The organism is Devosia sp. Leaf64, assembly GCF_001421945.1.
Lineage (GTDB): Bacteria > Pseudomonadota > Alphaproteobacteria > Rhizobiales > Devosiaceae > Devosia.
On sequence record NZ_LMLO01000021.1, the window covers coordinates 463920 to 479362 of the forward strand.

The 15443-nt window shown below is 60.4% G+C and carries 16 protein-coding genes and 1 riboswitch; of the genes, 8 read left to right on the forward strand and 8 right to left on the reverse strand.

From position 1 onward, the window contains the following. Positions 1–48 precede the first annotated feature (48 nt). Positions 49–498, reverse strand: a complete 450-nt coding sequence (gene bamE / locus ASE94_RS15135; protein WP_061907032.1) for an outer membrane protein assembly factor BamE — start codon at positions 496–498, stop codon at positions 49–51. 162 nt (positions 499–660) lie between these two features. Between bamE and ASE94_RS15140 the strand changes: the two genes are divergently transcribed. From ASE94_RS15140 to ASE94_RS15175, 8 genes are all read left to right on the forward strand, one after another. Further along, positions 661–1185: a ubiquinol-cytochrome C chaperone family protein gene (locus ASE94_RS15140; protein WP_162236105.1), complete on the forward strand. Its 525-nt coding sequence runs from the start codon at positions 661–663 to the stop codon at positions 1183–1185. Further along, positions 1182–1727, forward strand: a complete 546-nt coding sequence (locus tag ASE94_RS15145; protein WP_062631091.1) for a YceD family protein — start codon at positions 1182–1184, stop codon at positions 1725–1727. The genes ASE94_RS15140 and ASE94_RS15145 overlap by 4 nt, the downstream gene beginning before the upstream one ends. An 82-nt stretch (positions 1728–1809) precedes the next feature. Further along, complete coding sequence (plsX, locus tag ASE94_RS15150) at positions 1810–2880, forward strand: phosphate acyltransferase PlsX (RefSeq protein WP_061907029.1); 1071 nt, start codon at positions 1810–1812, stop codon at positions 2878–2880. After that, entirely contained in the window at positions 2877–3854 is a 978-nt protein-coding gene (locus ASE94_RS15155) for a beta-ketoacyl-ACP synthase III (protein WP_062631092.1), read from the forward strand. Before plsX ends, ASE94_RS15155 begins: the two co-directional genes overlap by 4 nt. 211 nt (positions 3855–4065) lie before the next feature. Next, positions 4066–4377, forward strand: a complete 312-nt coding sequence (locus ASE94_RS15160; RefSeq protein WP_061907027.1) for an integration host factor subunit alpha — start codon at positions 4066–4068, stop codon at positions 4375–4377. 27 nt (positions 4378–4404) lie between these two features. Continuing rightward, positions 4405–4860, forward strand: coding sequence for a MerR family transcriptional regulator (locus tag ASE94_RS15165; RefSeq protein ID WP_061907026.1), 456 nt, complete (start codon positions 4405–4407; stop codon positions 4858–4860). A gap of 430 nt (positions 4861–5290) precedes the next feature. Continuing rightward, a complete protein-coding gene (gene iolG, locus ASE94_RS15170) occupies positions 5291–6328 on the forward strand; it encodes an inositol 2-dehydrogenase (protein WP_062631093.1) in 1038 nt (345 codons plus the stop codon). A 120-nt stretch (positions 6329–6448) separates the two neighbouring features. Further along, a complete protein-coding gene (locus tag ASE94_RS15175; protein ID WP_062631094.1) occupies positions 6449–6916 on the forward strand; it encodes a hypothetical protein in 468 nt (155 codons plus the stop codon). A gap of 102 nt (positions 6917–7018) precedes the next feature. Here the strand turns inward: ASE94_RS15175 and iolB are convergent, their stop codons facing one another. The 7 genes from iolB to ASE94_RS15210 all read right to left on the reverse strand — a co-directional run bounded on the left by iolB (position 7019) and on the right by ASE94_RS15210 (position 15195). Further along, positions 7019–7819, reverse strand: a complete 801-nt coding sequence (iolB, locus tag ASE94_RS15180; protein WP_062631095.1) for a 5-deoxy-glucuronate isomerase — start codon at positions 7817–7819, stop codon at positions 7019–7021. Then, a complete protein-coding gene (locus tag ASE94_RS15185) occupies positions 7764–8015 on the reverse strand; it encodes a hypothetical protein (RefSeq protein ID WP_061907022.1) in 252 nt (83 codons plus the stop codon). The genes iolB and ASE94_RS15185 overlap by 56 nt, the downstream gene beginning before the upstream one ends. Before the next feature lie 39 nt (positions 8016–8054). Then, positions 8055–8972, reverse strand: coding sequence for a myo-inosose-2 dehydratase (gene iolE / locus ASE94_RS15190; protein ID WP_062631096.1), 918 nt, complete (start codon positions 8970–8972; stop codon positions 8055–8057). A gap of 278 nt (positions 8973–9250) precedes the next feature. Continuing rightward, positions 9251–11098: a 3D-(3,5/4)-trihydroxycyclohexane-1,2-dione acylhydrolase (decyclizing) gene (gene iolD / locus ASE94_RS15195; protein WP_062631366.1), complete on the reverse strand. Its 1848-nt coding sequence runs from the start codon at positions 11096–11098 to the stop codon at positions 9251–9253. Positions 11099–11308: 210 nt separating this feature from the next. After that, a complete protein-coding gene (gene iolC, locus ASE94_RS15200; RefSeq protein ID WP_244484053.1) occupies positions 11309–13210 on the reverse strand; it encodes a 5-dehydro-2-deoxygluconokinase in 1902 nt (633 codons plus the stop codon). Positions 13211–13294: 84 nt separating this feature from the next. Next, entirely contained in the window at positions 13295–14125 is an 831-nt protein-coding gene (locus tag ASE94_RS15205) for a MurR/RpiR family transcriptional regulator (protein WP_244484054.1), read from the reverse strand. Positions 14126–14223: 98 nt separating this feature from the next. Further along, complete coding sequence (locus ASE94_RS15210) at positions 14224–15195, reverse strand: DMT family transporter (protein WP_062631099.1); 972 nt, start codon at positions 15193–15195, stop codon at positions 14224–14226. A 95-nt stretch (positions 15196–15290) separates the two neighbouring features. Next, positions 15291–15436: riboswitch (FMN riboswitch) on the reverse strand. Between the last annotated feature and the right edge of the window lie 7 nt (positions 15437–15443).

Consider the following 15443-nt stretch of genomic DNA (forward strand, 5'->3'; position numbering starts at 1 on the left):
AGCCCCGGCATGCACCGGGGCTTTTCCAATTCTTTGCGTCCAAAAACCTCAGAACGACTGCAGGATCTGGTCGATAAACGTGCGGTCTTCGCCGAAGGACGGCGTACGGCGGCTTTCGATTTCGACCGTCTTGCCGTCGGCTGCCGAATAGACCGCCTTGTCGACGACCTTCTTGTTCTTGTCGAAGTAGACCGCGAGCACCGTGCGCTCCATGCCGGTCGTCATGCCAAACGATGTCTGCTGCACCTTGGTCTGCACATAATACCAGGCGCTTTGATCGCCGAAGGTATTGGTCGACTGTGGCGAGCCGAGCACGAGCGTCACGAGCTCCTGGCTCTGGCCGACGCGGATCTGCTGCAGCGCGCTATCGGAAATCTCGTAGCCCTGGGTCCGCTTGGTCACGAGCGATGTGCTGCTCGTACAGGCCGCCAGGGTCACGGCCAGAAGGGCTGCAGCCGCGATCGGTGCGATGGGAGCGGAAGCAATACGCATGGGCATGAATTTGACTTTCCCGATGGCTCTCGACTATAGGCGTCTCAACAAGGCGCGTGCCCCTTGGCCGCCGGAATGTTTAGCTGTCAACTTGGCTCGGTGGCAAGCTGACATTGGGTTGGCGAACGATGCATGTGTTTGACCCATCCCGAGGCTGAGCGCAATCCCATGATCTTGTCTCTGTTCCGCAAAAACTCAGCCACAGATGCCGTTTACGGCGTCTATAACGCCATTGTGGCGCAATCCCGGCAGCCGGTATTCTATGCACAATGGGGGGTGCCCGATACGGTCACTGGGCGCTTTGATATGATTAGCTTGCATATGGCCCTGGTGTTCCGGCGTATGCGCGGCACGGAATCGACGCGTCAGTTCAGCCAGGCTGTCTTTGATCTCTTCTTCAAGGATATGGACCGCTCGCTGCGCGAAATGGGCGTGGGCGATCTTGGCGTGCCAAAACGTATTCAGAAGATGGGCAATCTCTTTTTTGGCCTTCTTGCTGCCATCAATGAAGCGATGGATCGCAACGATCGGGAGGCGCTCGCCGGTGTCCTCTCGCGCAATCTTTTCGAAGGCGCGGACCTCTCACACTCCAGCATCCTCGCCGACTATATGTTCGAGCAGGACCAGACCCTCGCCGACCAGCAGCCTGCCGATATTTCGGCCGGAAACATCACTTTCGGACCCGCCGCATGAAAGACCAGCCGGAACCGCTTTTTGACGCTATCGTCCGCATCGACAAACTCCCCGCCTCCGGGCGCTCGGTGAGCGTTGATGCCGATGCATCGACGCGCGAAAAGATCGCGAAAGACATGAAGCTGACCTCGGTCGAACGGTTTGTCGCCGAATTGACCGTCGTGCCTCTGCGCGGTGGCCTTCGCGCCCAAGGCTGGTTGAAAGCCCGCATTACGCAGCCCTCGGTCGTGACCTTTGAACCGATCAGCCAGGATATCGACGAAGAAGTCGATCGCGTCTTCCTGCCCGTTCCGCATGGCCATCAGGCGCCCGCGCCGGGCTCGGAAGTCTTCATCGATCTTGAAGACGATGATTTCCCTGACCATATCGATGGTCCCGAGGTCGATCTTTCGGCGCTGCTCCTCGAAACCCTTGCTCTCGCCATCGATCCCTATCCCCGGCGCGAAGGCGAAGATCTCAATGCGCTCGGACCAATTGGTGATGGCGAAGAAAGCGGCCCTTTTGCTGCGCTCGCCAAGCTCAAAGACCAGGACAAGAGTTGAACCTTTCCCGGCGGGGCTTGCACCGACCCCCTGATGGGATATGTTGTCATGCCTGCCCAAGCGGGCCGAAAAACGGGCTGAAATGACCGATACTATAACGATTTCCGTGGATGCCATGGGTGGCGACCACGCTCCGCGCGCAGTCATCCACGGGGCCGATCTGGCCCTTCGCGAGCGGAAGAACACCCGCTTCATCTTCCATGGGCGTAAGGAGCAGATCGATCCGCTCCTCGAGGAATTCCCCAAGCTTAAGGCTGCGTGCACTGTCCGCCATTGCGAAGCCGTCATCGCCATGGACGAAAAGCCCAGCCAGGCGTTGCGCAAGGGCAAGAACGTCTCGTCCATGTGGATGGCCATCCAGGCCGTGAAGGATGGTGAGGCCGATGTCGCCATTTCGGGCGGCAATACCGGCGCGCTGATGGCGATGGCCACCTTCTGCCTCCGCCCCATGGAAGGCATTTCCCGTCCAGGCATCGCCGCCATCTGGCCGACCACCCGCAGCGACATCATCGTGCTCGATATGGGCGCCACCATCGGTGCCGACGCCCGCCAGCTCGTCGATTACGCCATTCTCGGCTCCGCGCTCGCCCGCGCGCTGTTTGATTCCGAGTCGCCGACCGTTGGCCTTCTTAATATCGGCACGGAAGAGGCCAAGGGTCTCGACTATATCAAGGATGCCGGCAAGATCCTGAGCCAGGCCAGCGGCGCCGGCTTCACCTATCACGGCTTTGTCGAAGGCACCGATATCGGCAAGGGCACGGTCGACGTCGTCGTCACCGAAGGCTTTGTCGGCAATGTCGCGCTCAAGACTGCCGAAGGCACCGCCCGCCAAGTCGCGTCCTATTTGCGCTCGGCGCTCAAGGCCAATTGGGTCAGTATGCTCGGCGCCTTTTTCGCTTCGTCCGCGCTCAATGCTCTGCGCCGCAAGATGGACCCGCGCACCGTCAATGGCGGCGTCTTCATGGGCCTCAATGGCATCGTCATAAAATCGCATGGCGGCACGGATGAAGTGGGCTACAAGAGTGCACTCAACCTTGCCTATGAAATGGCGCGCAGCCGCCTGATCGACAAGATCAGCGACACCATGCAGCGCTTCCCTGTCACTGTAGCGGCTCCCGAGCCGTCTTCCGATTCCGAGGCCAAGTCCGCGTGAGCAGAGTTCGTTCCATTGTGCGCGGGGTCGGTAGCTACCTTCCCCAAAACGTCGTCACCAATGCCGAATTGGCCAAGACCGTCGATACGTCGGACGAGTGGATCCAGCAGCGCGTCGGTATCAAGGAGAGGCACATCGCTGCCGAGGGCGAGTTCACGTCCGATCTCGCGGTTGCCGCGGCCAAGGCTGCCCTCGACAATGCCGGTCTCACGCCCGAAGACATCGACCTCATCATTGTCGCGACAACCACGCCCGATTACACCTTCCCCGCGGCGGCGGCGCTCGTGCAGATGAAGCTTGGCATGCACCATGGCTTCGCCTTCGATATCCAGGCAGTCTGCTCCGGCTTTGTCTATGCTGTCACGACGGCCGATAGCTACATCAAGAATGGCCTCGCTAAGCGCGCCCTGGTCATCGGCGCCGAGACCTTCACCCGCCTTCTCGATTGGACCGATCGCACCACCTGCGTGCTCTTCGGCGATGGCGCCGGCGCCATGATTCTCGAGCGTGCCGAACTGGCCGAAGGCGAGCCAGAACGCGGCATTATCGCCTCCGCTCTCCGCTCCGATGGACATCATTGGGATAAGCTCTATGTCGATGGCGGCCCGTCCTCCACAGGCACGGCTGGCCATGTCCATATGCAGGGCCCGGAAGTCTTCCGCCACGCCGTCGGCAAGATCACCGATGTGGTCTACGCGACGCTCGAACAGAGCGGCCACACCGTCGCCGATCTCGATTGGTTCGTGCCGCACCAGGCCAATAAGCGCATCATCGATGGGGCAGGGGCCAAGCTCGGCCTGCCGCCCGAAAAGGTCGTCACCACCGTCGATATTCACGCCAATACATCTGCCGCTTCCGTGCCGCTCGCCTTGAGCGTCGCCGTCGCCGATGGGCGCATCAAGTCGGGCGATCTCGTCATGCTCGAAGCCATGGGTGGCGGTTTTACTTGGGGAGCCTCGCTCATTCGCTGGTAGTCGGCGATTGAGCCGATTGACCTCAACCGTTTCAAGGCGTTAGTCTCCTTCCTGGGTGGAGAAGCCCGACGTAATGGCCTTTTCGGAGCATTTCCGAGGGCCGCGTCGATCGAGGGAAGGTTTCCTGCCGGTTTGCACTGCTAACTGGCGACAGTGGAATAAAAAAACAGTACGCTGGCTTGGAAATCAGTTCTGAACCACGGGGGTGCGAATGACGCAGAAGACGGTAACGCGGGCCGATCTTGCCGAGGCTGTTTATGGCACTGTTGGTCTGTCGCGAACCGAGTCGGCCGAATTGGTCGAACGCGTTCTAGAACTCATCACAGATGCGCTGATCACCGGCGCCAATGTCAAACTCTCATCATTTGGATCATTCCAGGTTCGCTCCAAAAACGAGCGGATCGGCCGCAATCCGAAGACCGGCGAGGAAGTGCCTATTTCCCCCCGGCAGGTTCTTGTGTTCAAACCCAGCAATGTGTTGAAGTCAAAAATCAACAAGTCTATGGTTGCCGCTGAAAAGTAAGGCTTTCTTACTCGAGGGGCGACCGGTTTGGACAAGTCTCCAGACGCATTCCGGACGATATCTGAAGCCGCGGAAGAGCTCGATCTTCCTCAGCACGTCCTGCGATTCTGGGAGACGCGCTTCGCCACCATCAAACCGCTCAAGCGCGGTGGCGGCCGCCGCTATTACCGCCCCGAAGACGTCATGCTGCTGCGCGGCATCCGTCATCTCCTTTACGATCAAGGCTTTACCATCAAGGGCGTCCAAAAGATCCTCAAGGATCAGGGCCCGCGCTATGTCATCGCCGTCGGCGAAGGCAAGGGCCTCGACGAGATCATCCCCCTCATCGAAGAAGCGCAGGCCGCCGCCGACGAAGCCGAGATCGAAGAAGCCGTCATGACGGCCGACCCCGCCCTCGACGAAGAATCGCGCGAAAAACTCTCCGAAGTTTTGCGCGAACTTTTAGAATGCAAACGCATCCTCGAGCGGGCGCGCGAGCACTAGTTTCTTAGAAGCCGAGGCACTCACAACGTCATCCCCGCGAAAGCGGGGATCTCTGTTTTGCTAATCCTGCTCCGTAATGGTGAGGTACTTGCGCAGCAAGCCTCGAACCGCTAGGTCATGGCACCATCTTCACCTCTCCCTCTGGGGGAGAGGTCGCCGCAAAGCGGCGGGTGAGGGGGCCCGCCAGCAAGCACGACGGCATGCCGTGGTCTTTTGGACCCTTGGCCCGACCTTCCACCCCGTCGTCACTACCCGGTCTGTCCGGGTAGTCCATGCGCGGCGATATGGATTGCTAGGCCAAACTCGGCAAAGACAAAATCCGAAGTGCCATGAGTGCACAAACCCCAGCATGATGACCTAGAATTCTCATTCCATCCGCACCAAAAATCGCCTATTCATTCCACAACACTTTATGGGTGGAGGTACCCTCATGACCGTTCGTTTTGGCCTTCTCGGCGCCGGCCGCATTGGCAAGGTTCACGCCAAGGCCATTGGCTCCAATCCCAAGGCAAAGCTCGTCGCTGTCGCCGACCCAATGGCTGACGCCGCCAATGCCATCGCCAGCCAATACGGCGCCGAAGTCCGCACGATCGATACGACCCTGACCTCGGCTGACATTGACGCCGTTGTCGTCTGCACGCCAACCGATACCCATGCCGACCTGATCGAACGCTTTGCCCGCGCCGGCAAAGCCATCTTCTGCGAAAAGCCGGTCGACCTCGACGTCGAGCGCGTCAAAGCCTGCCTTCGCGTCGTCGATGAAACCGGCGCCACCCTCATGGTCGGCTTCAATCGCCGCTTCGATCCACACTTCCAGGCGGTCAAGCAGGCGATCGACGAAGGCCAGGTCGGCACCGTCGAAATGGTCACCATCACCTCTCGCGATCCCGGTGCGCCCCCGGTCGACTACATCAAGCGCTCCGGCGGCATTTTTCGCGATATGACCATCCACGATTTCGACATGGCCCGCTTCATGCTCGGCGAAGAGATCGAAACCGTCACCGCCCAGGGCTCGGTCCTCGTTGATCCCGCCATCGGCGAGGCCGGCGACTATGACAGCGTCTCGGTCATGCTCTCGACCGCTTCGGGCAAGCACGCCACCATTTCCAACTCGCGCCGCGCCACTTACGGCTATGACCAGCGCGTCGAAGTCCATGGCAGCAAGGGCGCCGTTGCCATCGAAAATCAGCGCCCGGTTTCCATCGAAGTTGCCAACGCCGCCGGCTACACCCGCCCGCCGCTCCACGACTTCTTCATGACCCGCTACACCGAAGCCTATGCCCGCGAAATCTCGAGCTTCATCGACTTCGTCGAATCCAAAACTCCCGCTTCGCCCAGCGGCACCGACGGCCTCATCGCCCTCGCTCTCGCCGACGCCGCCCTCAAATCCGTCAAAGAGGGCCGCGCCGTAAAAGTCAGCGAAATCACAGGCATCATGGCCGACAAATCGGTCTTCCAGGGCCGCTGAGCCTCAGCCATCCACCCCGGCGAAAGCCGGGGCCCATCCTCAGGTCTATAAAATAAAAGGGCGCCACCACGGCGCCCTTTTTTCGTTTAGTCTAGTCCGAGCCCAAACACCGATGGCACAATGAAATTCCTCCCCCTGCTAACCGGTCTTCTGCTGATGTCCCCCAACGCCCAAAGCGCCGAACCCCATTCGGTCTTCACCCTCCGCGGCACCTGCCAGAGTTTTCTGGTCGGCACCGAAAACCTCACCAGCCTCTGCGCCGGCGAAGTCATGCAAGTGGTTTACACCGACAGCCGCATGGACCTGTCCATCTGGACCGACGCCCCCTCCGGCCGCTTCTTCGTCCTCAGCGGCACAGCCAGCGCCGAGAACGGCAATCTCGCGCTCGCCGTGGATCAGATCACCGAAGGCAAGGACGGCAGTGGCAACAACAATGTCGAGATCAAAGCCTCAGGAAAATGCACGCTCGCCGGCGACCCCACCGCCGGCCCCGCGCAATACACCTGCGAAGCCACCGACGACACCGACAAAACCTACAAGTTCGCCTTGCTCACCGACGGCGCACCGCCGGAAAATATGCTCGATTAGCACTTCGCGGCGTCAAGCTCGAACGCCTCAACTCCATCGTCACCACCGGGAACTGGATTGCCCGGACAAGCCGGGCAATGACGGAGTGGAAGGCTACAAACCCTACTTCAGCATCCACTCATGCTCTGGCGCATTGTGGAATTTCCACACGCGCTTCGGCCCGGCCATCACGTTGAGGTAGTAGAGATCATACCCCGCCGTGGTCGCCACCGGGTGATATCCCCGCGGCACCAGCGTCACATCGCCATCCTCGACCGCCATCGCCTCATCAAGGCTCCGGTCGTCGGTATAGACCCGCTGAAACGCAAACCCCTGCGGCGGGTTCATGCGGTGATAATAGGTCTCTTCCAGAAAACTCTCGTGCGGAAGATTGTCCTGATCGTGCTTGTGCGGCGGATAGGACGATGTATTGCCCTGCGGCGTGATTACTTCCACCACCAGCAGCGCATTGGCCGAGCCGTCATCCTCGGGCATGATATTGTAGACGTGCCGCACATTAGCGCCCTTGCCACGGCTCAGCCGCGGGTGCGTCCCCGGCGGTATGATTTGGGTATGGAAATCCCCGCCGCCCGGCGCCGAGCACACAGCCAGTTCCAGGTCAGTCGTCGCATCGACTGCCCAGTCGCGCCCCGCCGGCACATAGAGCGCCCATGGCGCCCCTTCGAACGGGCTCATCCGCTCCCCAAGCTCGCCAAAATCCTCGCCATCGACGGCAAAGCGCCCCTTGCCGGAAACGACCACTAGGCAAACCTCGCGCTCGCCCGTCGCTTCGCCATAGGCCTCGCCCGGCTTGAGCCGATGCAGCCCGAAGCCGACATGCGTCCAGCCAGCCGAAGCCGGCGTCACATCATGGATCTTGCCGCTCGTCGCCGTCGACCGGACCAGCAGGGGGGATTTGCTCATTTTTGGGCTGCTCCTTGGGGAAGGCATAGAAGAAATTCCAGAGCGAATAGGCGAGCGCAGCGCCTACCAGCACGATCCAGAGTGTCTCCTTGGTCCAGATCGCCTCCCAGGCAAGCCAGATCGCCAGAAACACCACGATGGCCACCCGGCGCCAAAGCGGTCGGAACCAGTTGAGATCGTTTTCTTTCAGAGCCATGCGCCAATCCTTCTTCGTTGGCGCATGGTCTAGCAAAACTCACGCGTTCGGAAAACCTTGCGTCTCGACGGTGTAACCCGCCGCAGTCATCACGCGCATTAGCTCCTTGTGGCCCACCTGCGCCATTTTCAGCGGCGGATTGGCCTTCGGGTCCTGTTCGGCCTCGACCACAAACCACCCCTCATAGCCATGATCGGCCAGCCGCTGCACGATGGCGCCAAAATCCAGCGACCCATCACCCGGCACGGTAAAAGCACCAAGTGCCACGGCATCGAGGAAACTCTGCTTGGAGCGATCGAGTCCATCGACGACTGACCGGCGAATATCCTTCACATGCACATGGTTGATGCGCTCATGATGCTTATCAATCGCCCGCAGTGGATCACCGCCCGCAAAGGCCAGATGCCCCGCATCGAGCAGCAGCGGAATGCCCGCGCCCGAAGCCGCCATAAACGCATCGAGTTCCGCCTCGGTCTCGACCACCGCCGCCATATGGTGATGATAGCTCAGCGGCGTGCCCTGCTCGGCGCACCATTCGCCAAATTCGGTCACCTTCCGCCCATAAGCCTTCATCTCGTCGTCAGTCAGCCTCGGCTTCTGCGCCAGCGGAATCTCGCGCTTGCCCTGCACCGATCGGCCCACTTCGCCATAAACGATGCAAGGCGCGCTTACGGCCTTGAACAGCTCGATCATGGGCAGAATGCGGTCCTTGTTGGCCGCCAGCTCTTCCTCGACTAGCGTCCCCGAAAACCACCCGCCACACAGCGTCACGTCGGCTGCGCGCAGGATCGGCAGCATCACCTCCGGATCATCCGGAAACCGCCGCCCCTTCTCCATCCCGGTAAATCCAGCCGACCGCGATTGTCGCAGGCACTCCTCGAGCGACACATCATCGCTCAACTCCACCAGATCGTCGTTCCACCACGCAATGGGCGACATCCCAAGTTTGGCTTTCATTCTTTTAGTCTCTCCCGCGCCGTCGCGCCAATCTCGCCCCACCCACCGCTCTTCCCTCGCCCCTTGCGGGAGAGGGACAGGAAATCTGCGTTCAGCAGATTTCCAGGGTGAGGGGTTCTATCCTCCGCAGAGGGGTCTGTGGATCACTCGGCCACCCCCTCATCCGGCGCTACGCGCCACCTTCTCCCCGAAGGGGAGAAGAATAGTCCGGCCCCTCTTATTCCTCTCCCCATCGGCGAGAGGTGGCTCGGCGAAGCCGAGTCGGTGAGGGGGATGCCTCACCCAATCCGCTGCGCCATCAGCGCCTTCACATAACCCTCACGCGCCGCATTCACCTGCCCGCGCTCACTCACTTCCGGCACCGCCACATCCCACCAGGTTCCCCCAGCATCCGTCGTCACCAGCGGATCGGTATCAATCACAATCACCGTCGTCCGCTCGACATCAGCCGTCTCGATCAGCGCCGTCTCAAGCTCGGCAATCGACCCAACCTTCCGGCTCACCGCCCCCATCGCCGCTGCATGCGCCGCAAAGTCGATGCCCGGCAGCGTCACGTGATGCGTATCCCTAAGCAGGTTGTTAAAATTCGCCCCGCCCGTGGCCATCTGCAGCCGGTTGATGCAGCCGTAGCCCGCATTATCCAGCAGCACGATCGTCAGCTTGGCGCCCAGCATGATCGACGAAACAATCTCCGAGTTCAGCATCATATAGCTGCCATCGCCAACCATCACGACCACGTCGTCCTCGGGCCGCGCCAGCTTCACGCCAAGCCCGCCGGCAATCTCGTAGCCCATGGTCGAAAAACCATATTCGAGATGATAGCTGCCCGGCGCACCCGCCTTCCAGAGCTTGTGCAACTCGCCCGGCAACCCGCCCGCCGCGCAAACCAGCGTCGCCTTGGTCCGGGCCCGCTGTACCGCCCCGATCACCTGCGCATCCGACGGCAATTCCACATTAGTCGGCCCGGTCGCTGCGTCAGCATCCAGGAGCCATTTGTCCTTTTCGCGCATAGCCTTATGCGTCCAATCGGAATCGACTTGCCAGCCGAGCAGCGCCGCATCCAGCGCTTCAAGTCCTACACGAGCATCCGATACCAGCGGCAGCGCCTCATGCTTCCCTGCATCAAACGGCTGCACATTGAGTCCGATAATCTTGAGATCTTCGTTCTTGAACAGGGACCACGACCCAGTGGTAAAATCCTGCAACCGCGTGCCGACAGCCAGCACCACATCAGCCTCTCCAGCCAAAATGTTTGACGCTGACGATCCCGTCACGCCCACGCTGCCCATGTTCAGTTCATGCGCATGGGGCAGGGCGCTCTTGCCCGCCTGCGTCTCCATAACGGGGATGCCATGCTCCTCGGCAAAAGCCATCAGGCTCTCGCTCGCTTCCGAATAAAGCACGCCGCCGCCCGCAATAATGACCGGCTTCTTCGCCAGCTTCAGCGTCGCCGCCGCCGTCGCAAATTCGTCCGCATCGGGCATGATCCGCCGCGGTACCCACACCTTCTCGGCAAAGAAACTCTCGGGATAGTCATAGGCTTCCGCCTGCACATCCTGGCACAAGCTCAGCGTCACCGGCCCGCATTCAGCCGGATCGGTCAGCACCTGCATGGCCCGCCGCAGCGCCGGAATGATCTGCTCCGGCCGCGTGATCCGATCGAAATAGCGGCTGATGGGCCTAAAACAGTCATTGGCCGATACCGTGCCATCGCCCCAGTCTTCCACTTGCTGCAAGACAGGATCGGGCAAACGATTGGCAAACACATCGCCCGGCAGCAAAAGCACCGGCAGCCTGTTCACATGCGCCAGCGCTGCCGCCGTCACCATGTTCAGCGCGCCCGGCCCGATGGAGCTAGTGACCGCCATGAACCGACGCCGGAAGCTGGCCTTGGCATAGGCAATCGCCGCATGCGCCATGCCCTGTTCGTTCTGCCCGCGATAGGTCGGCAGCGTATCCTTGACGCCATAAAGCGCCTCGCCGATCCCGGCCACATTGCCATGCCCAAAGATGGCGAAAACCCCGCCAAAGATCGGCACCGTCTCCCCGGCAATCACAGTCTTCTGCGCCGTCAAAAACCGCGCCACAGCCTGAGCCATCGTCAATCGAACTGTCTTCTGGCTCATGGCCACTCCTCGTATTTTTCGGTCCTTGCCGGACCCTAATTCGTGGCGCTACCGCCTGTTAAGCCACCGCGCTTCCCTCGGGCTTGCCCCGAGGGCCACCATCCATTTCCCACCGCGTCATTCCCGCGAAAGCGGGAATCTCACTGCCACTGAAGCCGGGATTCCCGCTTTCGCGGGAATGACGCGGTGGAGGGTAGGTTTCCCTAGAGCTTAAGCCCCATCCCAAGCCTCAACCAATCCCGCAAACCGCTGCGCCATCATCGCCACGGCTTCATCATCCCCAATGCGCCCATCGAGCCAAGCCCTCGCCGCATCAGCAAAAATCGTCCGCCCGACTGCAAAGCCCTTCACCGACTTTGCTGCCTTCGCCGCCGCAAAGCCAGCGATCAACTGCTCCGCAGGCGCATCGAGCCCGAGCAGCACGACCCCCCGGCAAAGCGGATCATGCGCTTCGATCGTGGCATCGATCTGGCGCCAAGCCTCCGCGCTCGGCTGCGTCTCGAGTTTCCACCAATCCGGCTTGATCCCTGCCGCATATACCGCTTGCATCGACCGCGCCGCCGTATCGTCGCTCAGCGCGCCATGCTTGCTGGAAATGATCTCGACCAATAGCTCGCGCCCGATTTTGCGCGCCGCATCATAAGCCGCGCGGAGCTTATCGATCTGCACGTCCCGCAATTCCGCCGCATCGTCCGGATGATAGAAACACAGCACCTTTATGCAGTGATCCACCGGCCAATCCACCAGCCGCGATCCCAGATCCTGCGAAAACTCAAACTGCAGCGGCCGCGACCCCGGCAACTCAATAGGCTTTGCCACCCAGAAATTGCCGATCGCGCTGGCTGCATAAAGCGCATCGCGCCCATATTTGTCGTCGAGCAGCATGCCAAAGCCGTCGCGCCCACCAGCCACCTGCGCCGCTGCCTTCACGGCCAGCACCTTGAACGCCGGAATGCGCTTGAGCTTTTCCGCGTCGCCCGCTGCCATCTCTTCGATCTGGAGCCGATGGTCGATTGCCAGCGCCTTCATGCTTGGGATTTCGCGCCGCCGCGTCGTCGCCCAGTGCACGTGATTGATCGCCTCATCCTTGCGCAGCGCCCGCTCTTTGCTGCCATGATCGAGGAAGTAGTTGAGTTCGGTCCAGGTCGGAATTTCCGGCGCACACAGTAGCCGGCTCACCGCAAAGGCGCCGCAAGCATTGGCCCAGGTCGCACTCGTCGCATGCGGTTCCCCGCGCAGCCACCCGCGCAAAAATCCGCTCATGAAAGCGTCGCCAGCCCCCAGCACATTATAGACTTCGATCGGAAACCCCTTGCCGACGATCCCGTACTCGAGATCATCCGGAATAGCCCCGTCATAAACGATGCACCCCATCGGCCCGCGCTTGAGCACAATGGTCCCGCTCGAAAAGCTTCGAATGGTCTTCAGCGCCGCTGTCAGATCGCTCTCGCCCGACGCGATAAGCACTTCCTCTTCCGTCCCGACGATCAGATCGCAATCCGCCAAAACGGTCTGCATGTGCTTGGAGACTTCATCCGACGCGATATAGCGGCTGTCGCCCGCATCGTGCCCCGCCAGCCCCCAAAGGTTGGGCCGATAGTCGATATCGAGGATAACCTTGGCGCCATTCGCCTTGGCAATCCGCATTGCCTTGCGCTGCGCCGCGTCTGTATTGGGCTTGGCAAAGTGCGTGCCGGTCACCAGCACCGCCTTGGCCGAGCGCACAAAATCCTCGTCGATGTCGCCTTCATTCAGCGCAGAATCGGCGCAGTTGTCGCGATAGAAAATCAGCGGAAACGAATTGTCGTTCTCGACCGAAAGCAGCACCAGCGCCGTTAGCCGCTCGGGATCGGTTACAACGCCCTGGGTCTCTACCCCCTCGCGCCGCAATTGCTCGCGAATGAAGCGGCCCATCTGTTCATTGCCAACCCGCGTGATCAGCGCCGACTTCAGCCCCAGCCGCGCCGTGCCGACAGAAATATTGGTCGGGCACCCGCCGACGGATTTAGCGAAGCTACCGATATCCTCCAGTCGCGTGCCGATCTGCTGGCCGTAGAGGTCCACCGAGGCGCGGCCAATGGTGATCACATCGAGCGTCTGTTGCGTGCTCACCAAAATTCCTCCCGCGGCGGCTTATCGTTGGAGGAATTGAAACACATCTTCTAAATCAGATCAAATATAGAATACTTGTTCCATTCATGAAATTTGTGTCCGCCGCCGTTCTTCCGCAATGCCAACCGCTAGCGCCATGGCAAAGGCCATGCTTGCAGATAACGATCGGAACCCGGCATGGTCGGCTTCGACCAGTTCGAACCAGACCGTCGAACATTCCGCCAGCGGCGAGAACGCTGAGTCGGTCAGCGACACGACTGGGATACCCCGCGCCGCCAAGGCCGATGCCTGCGCGATTGTCTCCGGAGCATAAGATGAAAAGCTGATCGCAAAAGCCGCGTCACCCGGGTCGGCCATTGCGAGCAGATCATCGTCTATCCCCGACGCGGTCCCAGCGATCTGACAGCGGATTTTGAGCTGCGAAAGCGCGTAGGCCATGTAGGTCGCGATCGGATAACTGCGCCGACGTGCAATAAGGTGAATTGTGCGCGCCGATGCTAACGTAATGGTAGCAGATTCGAAGCGTTTAGGGTCGATTGCAGTCCCCAGATTATCAAGGCTGCGATGGGCTGCAGCAATGAATGAACTGAGGATGACCGCCGATCCTGCCGGCGCCAATTCCCCGCTTTCAAGCTCTGCAAGGCGATCTTCATAGCTCGAATTTCGCTCTCGCAACCGCTCACGAAACACAGCCTGCAATGCCGAAAAGCCATCAAAACCAAAGGCTTGCGAAAATCGAACCAGCGTAGATGGCTGCACTTCCGCCGCGAGCGCGATACTCGCCGCCGTGCCAAACGCGATCTCATCGGGATGATCAAGCGCAAAGGCCGCTACCTGCGCCAGGCGCTTGGGCAGTTCGCGCCGCCGTTCAAGGATAAGCTCCCGCAGCGCCTCGAAATTTTTCGGCGCCGCCAAAATCTCTCCCCGGTCCATCGAACACCCTCAAAATAGCAACGCCGGCAATATCGCATTGCCGGCGCCCGATTTGGAAGAATTATTCTACGCGCGGAACGCTATGCCGCTACGAATTTCGATCCTTGGTCGCGTCCTTCAACAAGATAGAGGAACAGCGACGCCAGAATGATCAGCGCTGCACCGGGCCAGAACCATACCGATGGCACCTGACCAAGCACGATCCAGCCGACGATCGCGCCCAGGGGGACCTTCAAATCACCGAATGGCTGGAGGAAGGTTGCATCCGCGGCCCGATAGGCAAAGCTCAGCAGATACTGCGCCGCGGCCGTTAGTGCACCGAGCAACAAAAGCAGGAGCAAACCGGTACCCGTCGGCAAGGCAAACGGAAAGCCAGGAGCAGCACCGACCGGCAGCGCCCAGGAAAAGGCGGTCACCAGCAGCAGGATAGCAAGGTGGTTCGGTGTGATCAGCACCAGCAGTGAAATGGTGAGCGTCTCGGGGCTTTCGCCCTTATGCGTCAAATACTTGGTTAGAATATCCGTGGTTGCCCAAAGCGCTGCCGCCAAAATCGGCACAAGGGTTTGCCAGGAAAACCCTTCGGCCCCAATGCCCGATACAATGATTGCTCCAGCAAAGCCGGTCAGCGCGGCGCCAATCCGGGCCGTGGAGGCCTTTTCGCCGAGAAGCAGCGTCGATCCCAGAATGATGAATAGCGGCCCGGTGGCGAGCAGCGTCACCATCTGCCAGATTGGCACGCCCGAGGCGAAACCATAGACGAATACATGCACGCCGAGCGCCGAAGCGAATGCACGAATTTCGTGGGCAAGGGGGAAGCTGGTGCGCAAATTCTTGAGGCCGATCCGCATGATGATCGGCAGCGCCAGAATGGAGGCAATGACATATTGCCAGAAGGCCATGCCGGTCGAGCTCATGCCAAACCCGCCATAATCTACCGGCGTGGGCAAAACGGATTGTAGCGTATTGGAAGCGGCAAAAGCCAAGCTCGCGACGAGCATGAAAAGCGCGCCCGAAGTGGCGCTGGCATATTTAGAAGAGGAAATCTGGTTCATATGGTGTCCTTTCCGTAACCAGTTTCCTCAGGGTTACGAGAAGGCGACGTACACAGTGCTCGCGGAAAAACGCGAGCGCCGTCGAGCGCTTACCAACTCATTCTCTTTCATCCGGACTATACCGTCGGCTCCGGAATCAAACCGGATCTGCTGACCCTCCAGCCGAAGCCGGAAGCGCTCGCGGGCTTGGCGTCGCCGCCTTACCGCCGGTGGGGAATTGCACCCCGCCCTGAGAATTGCGCGAGATC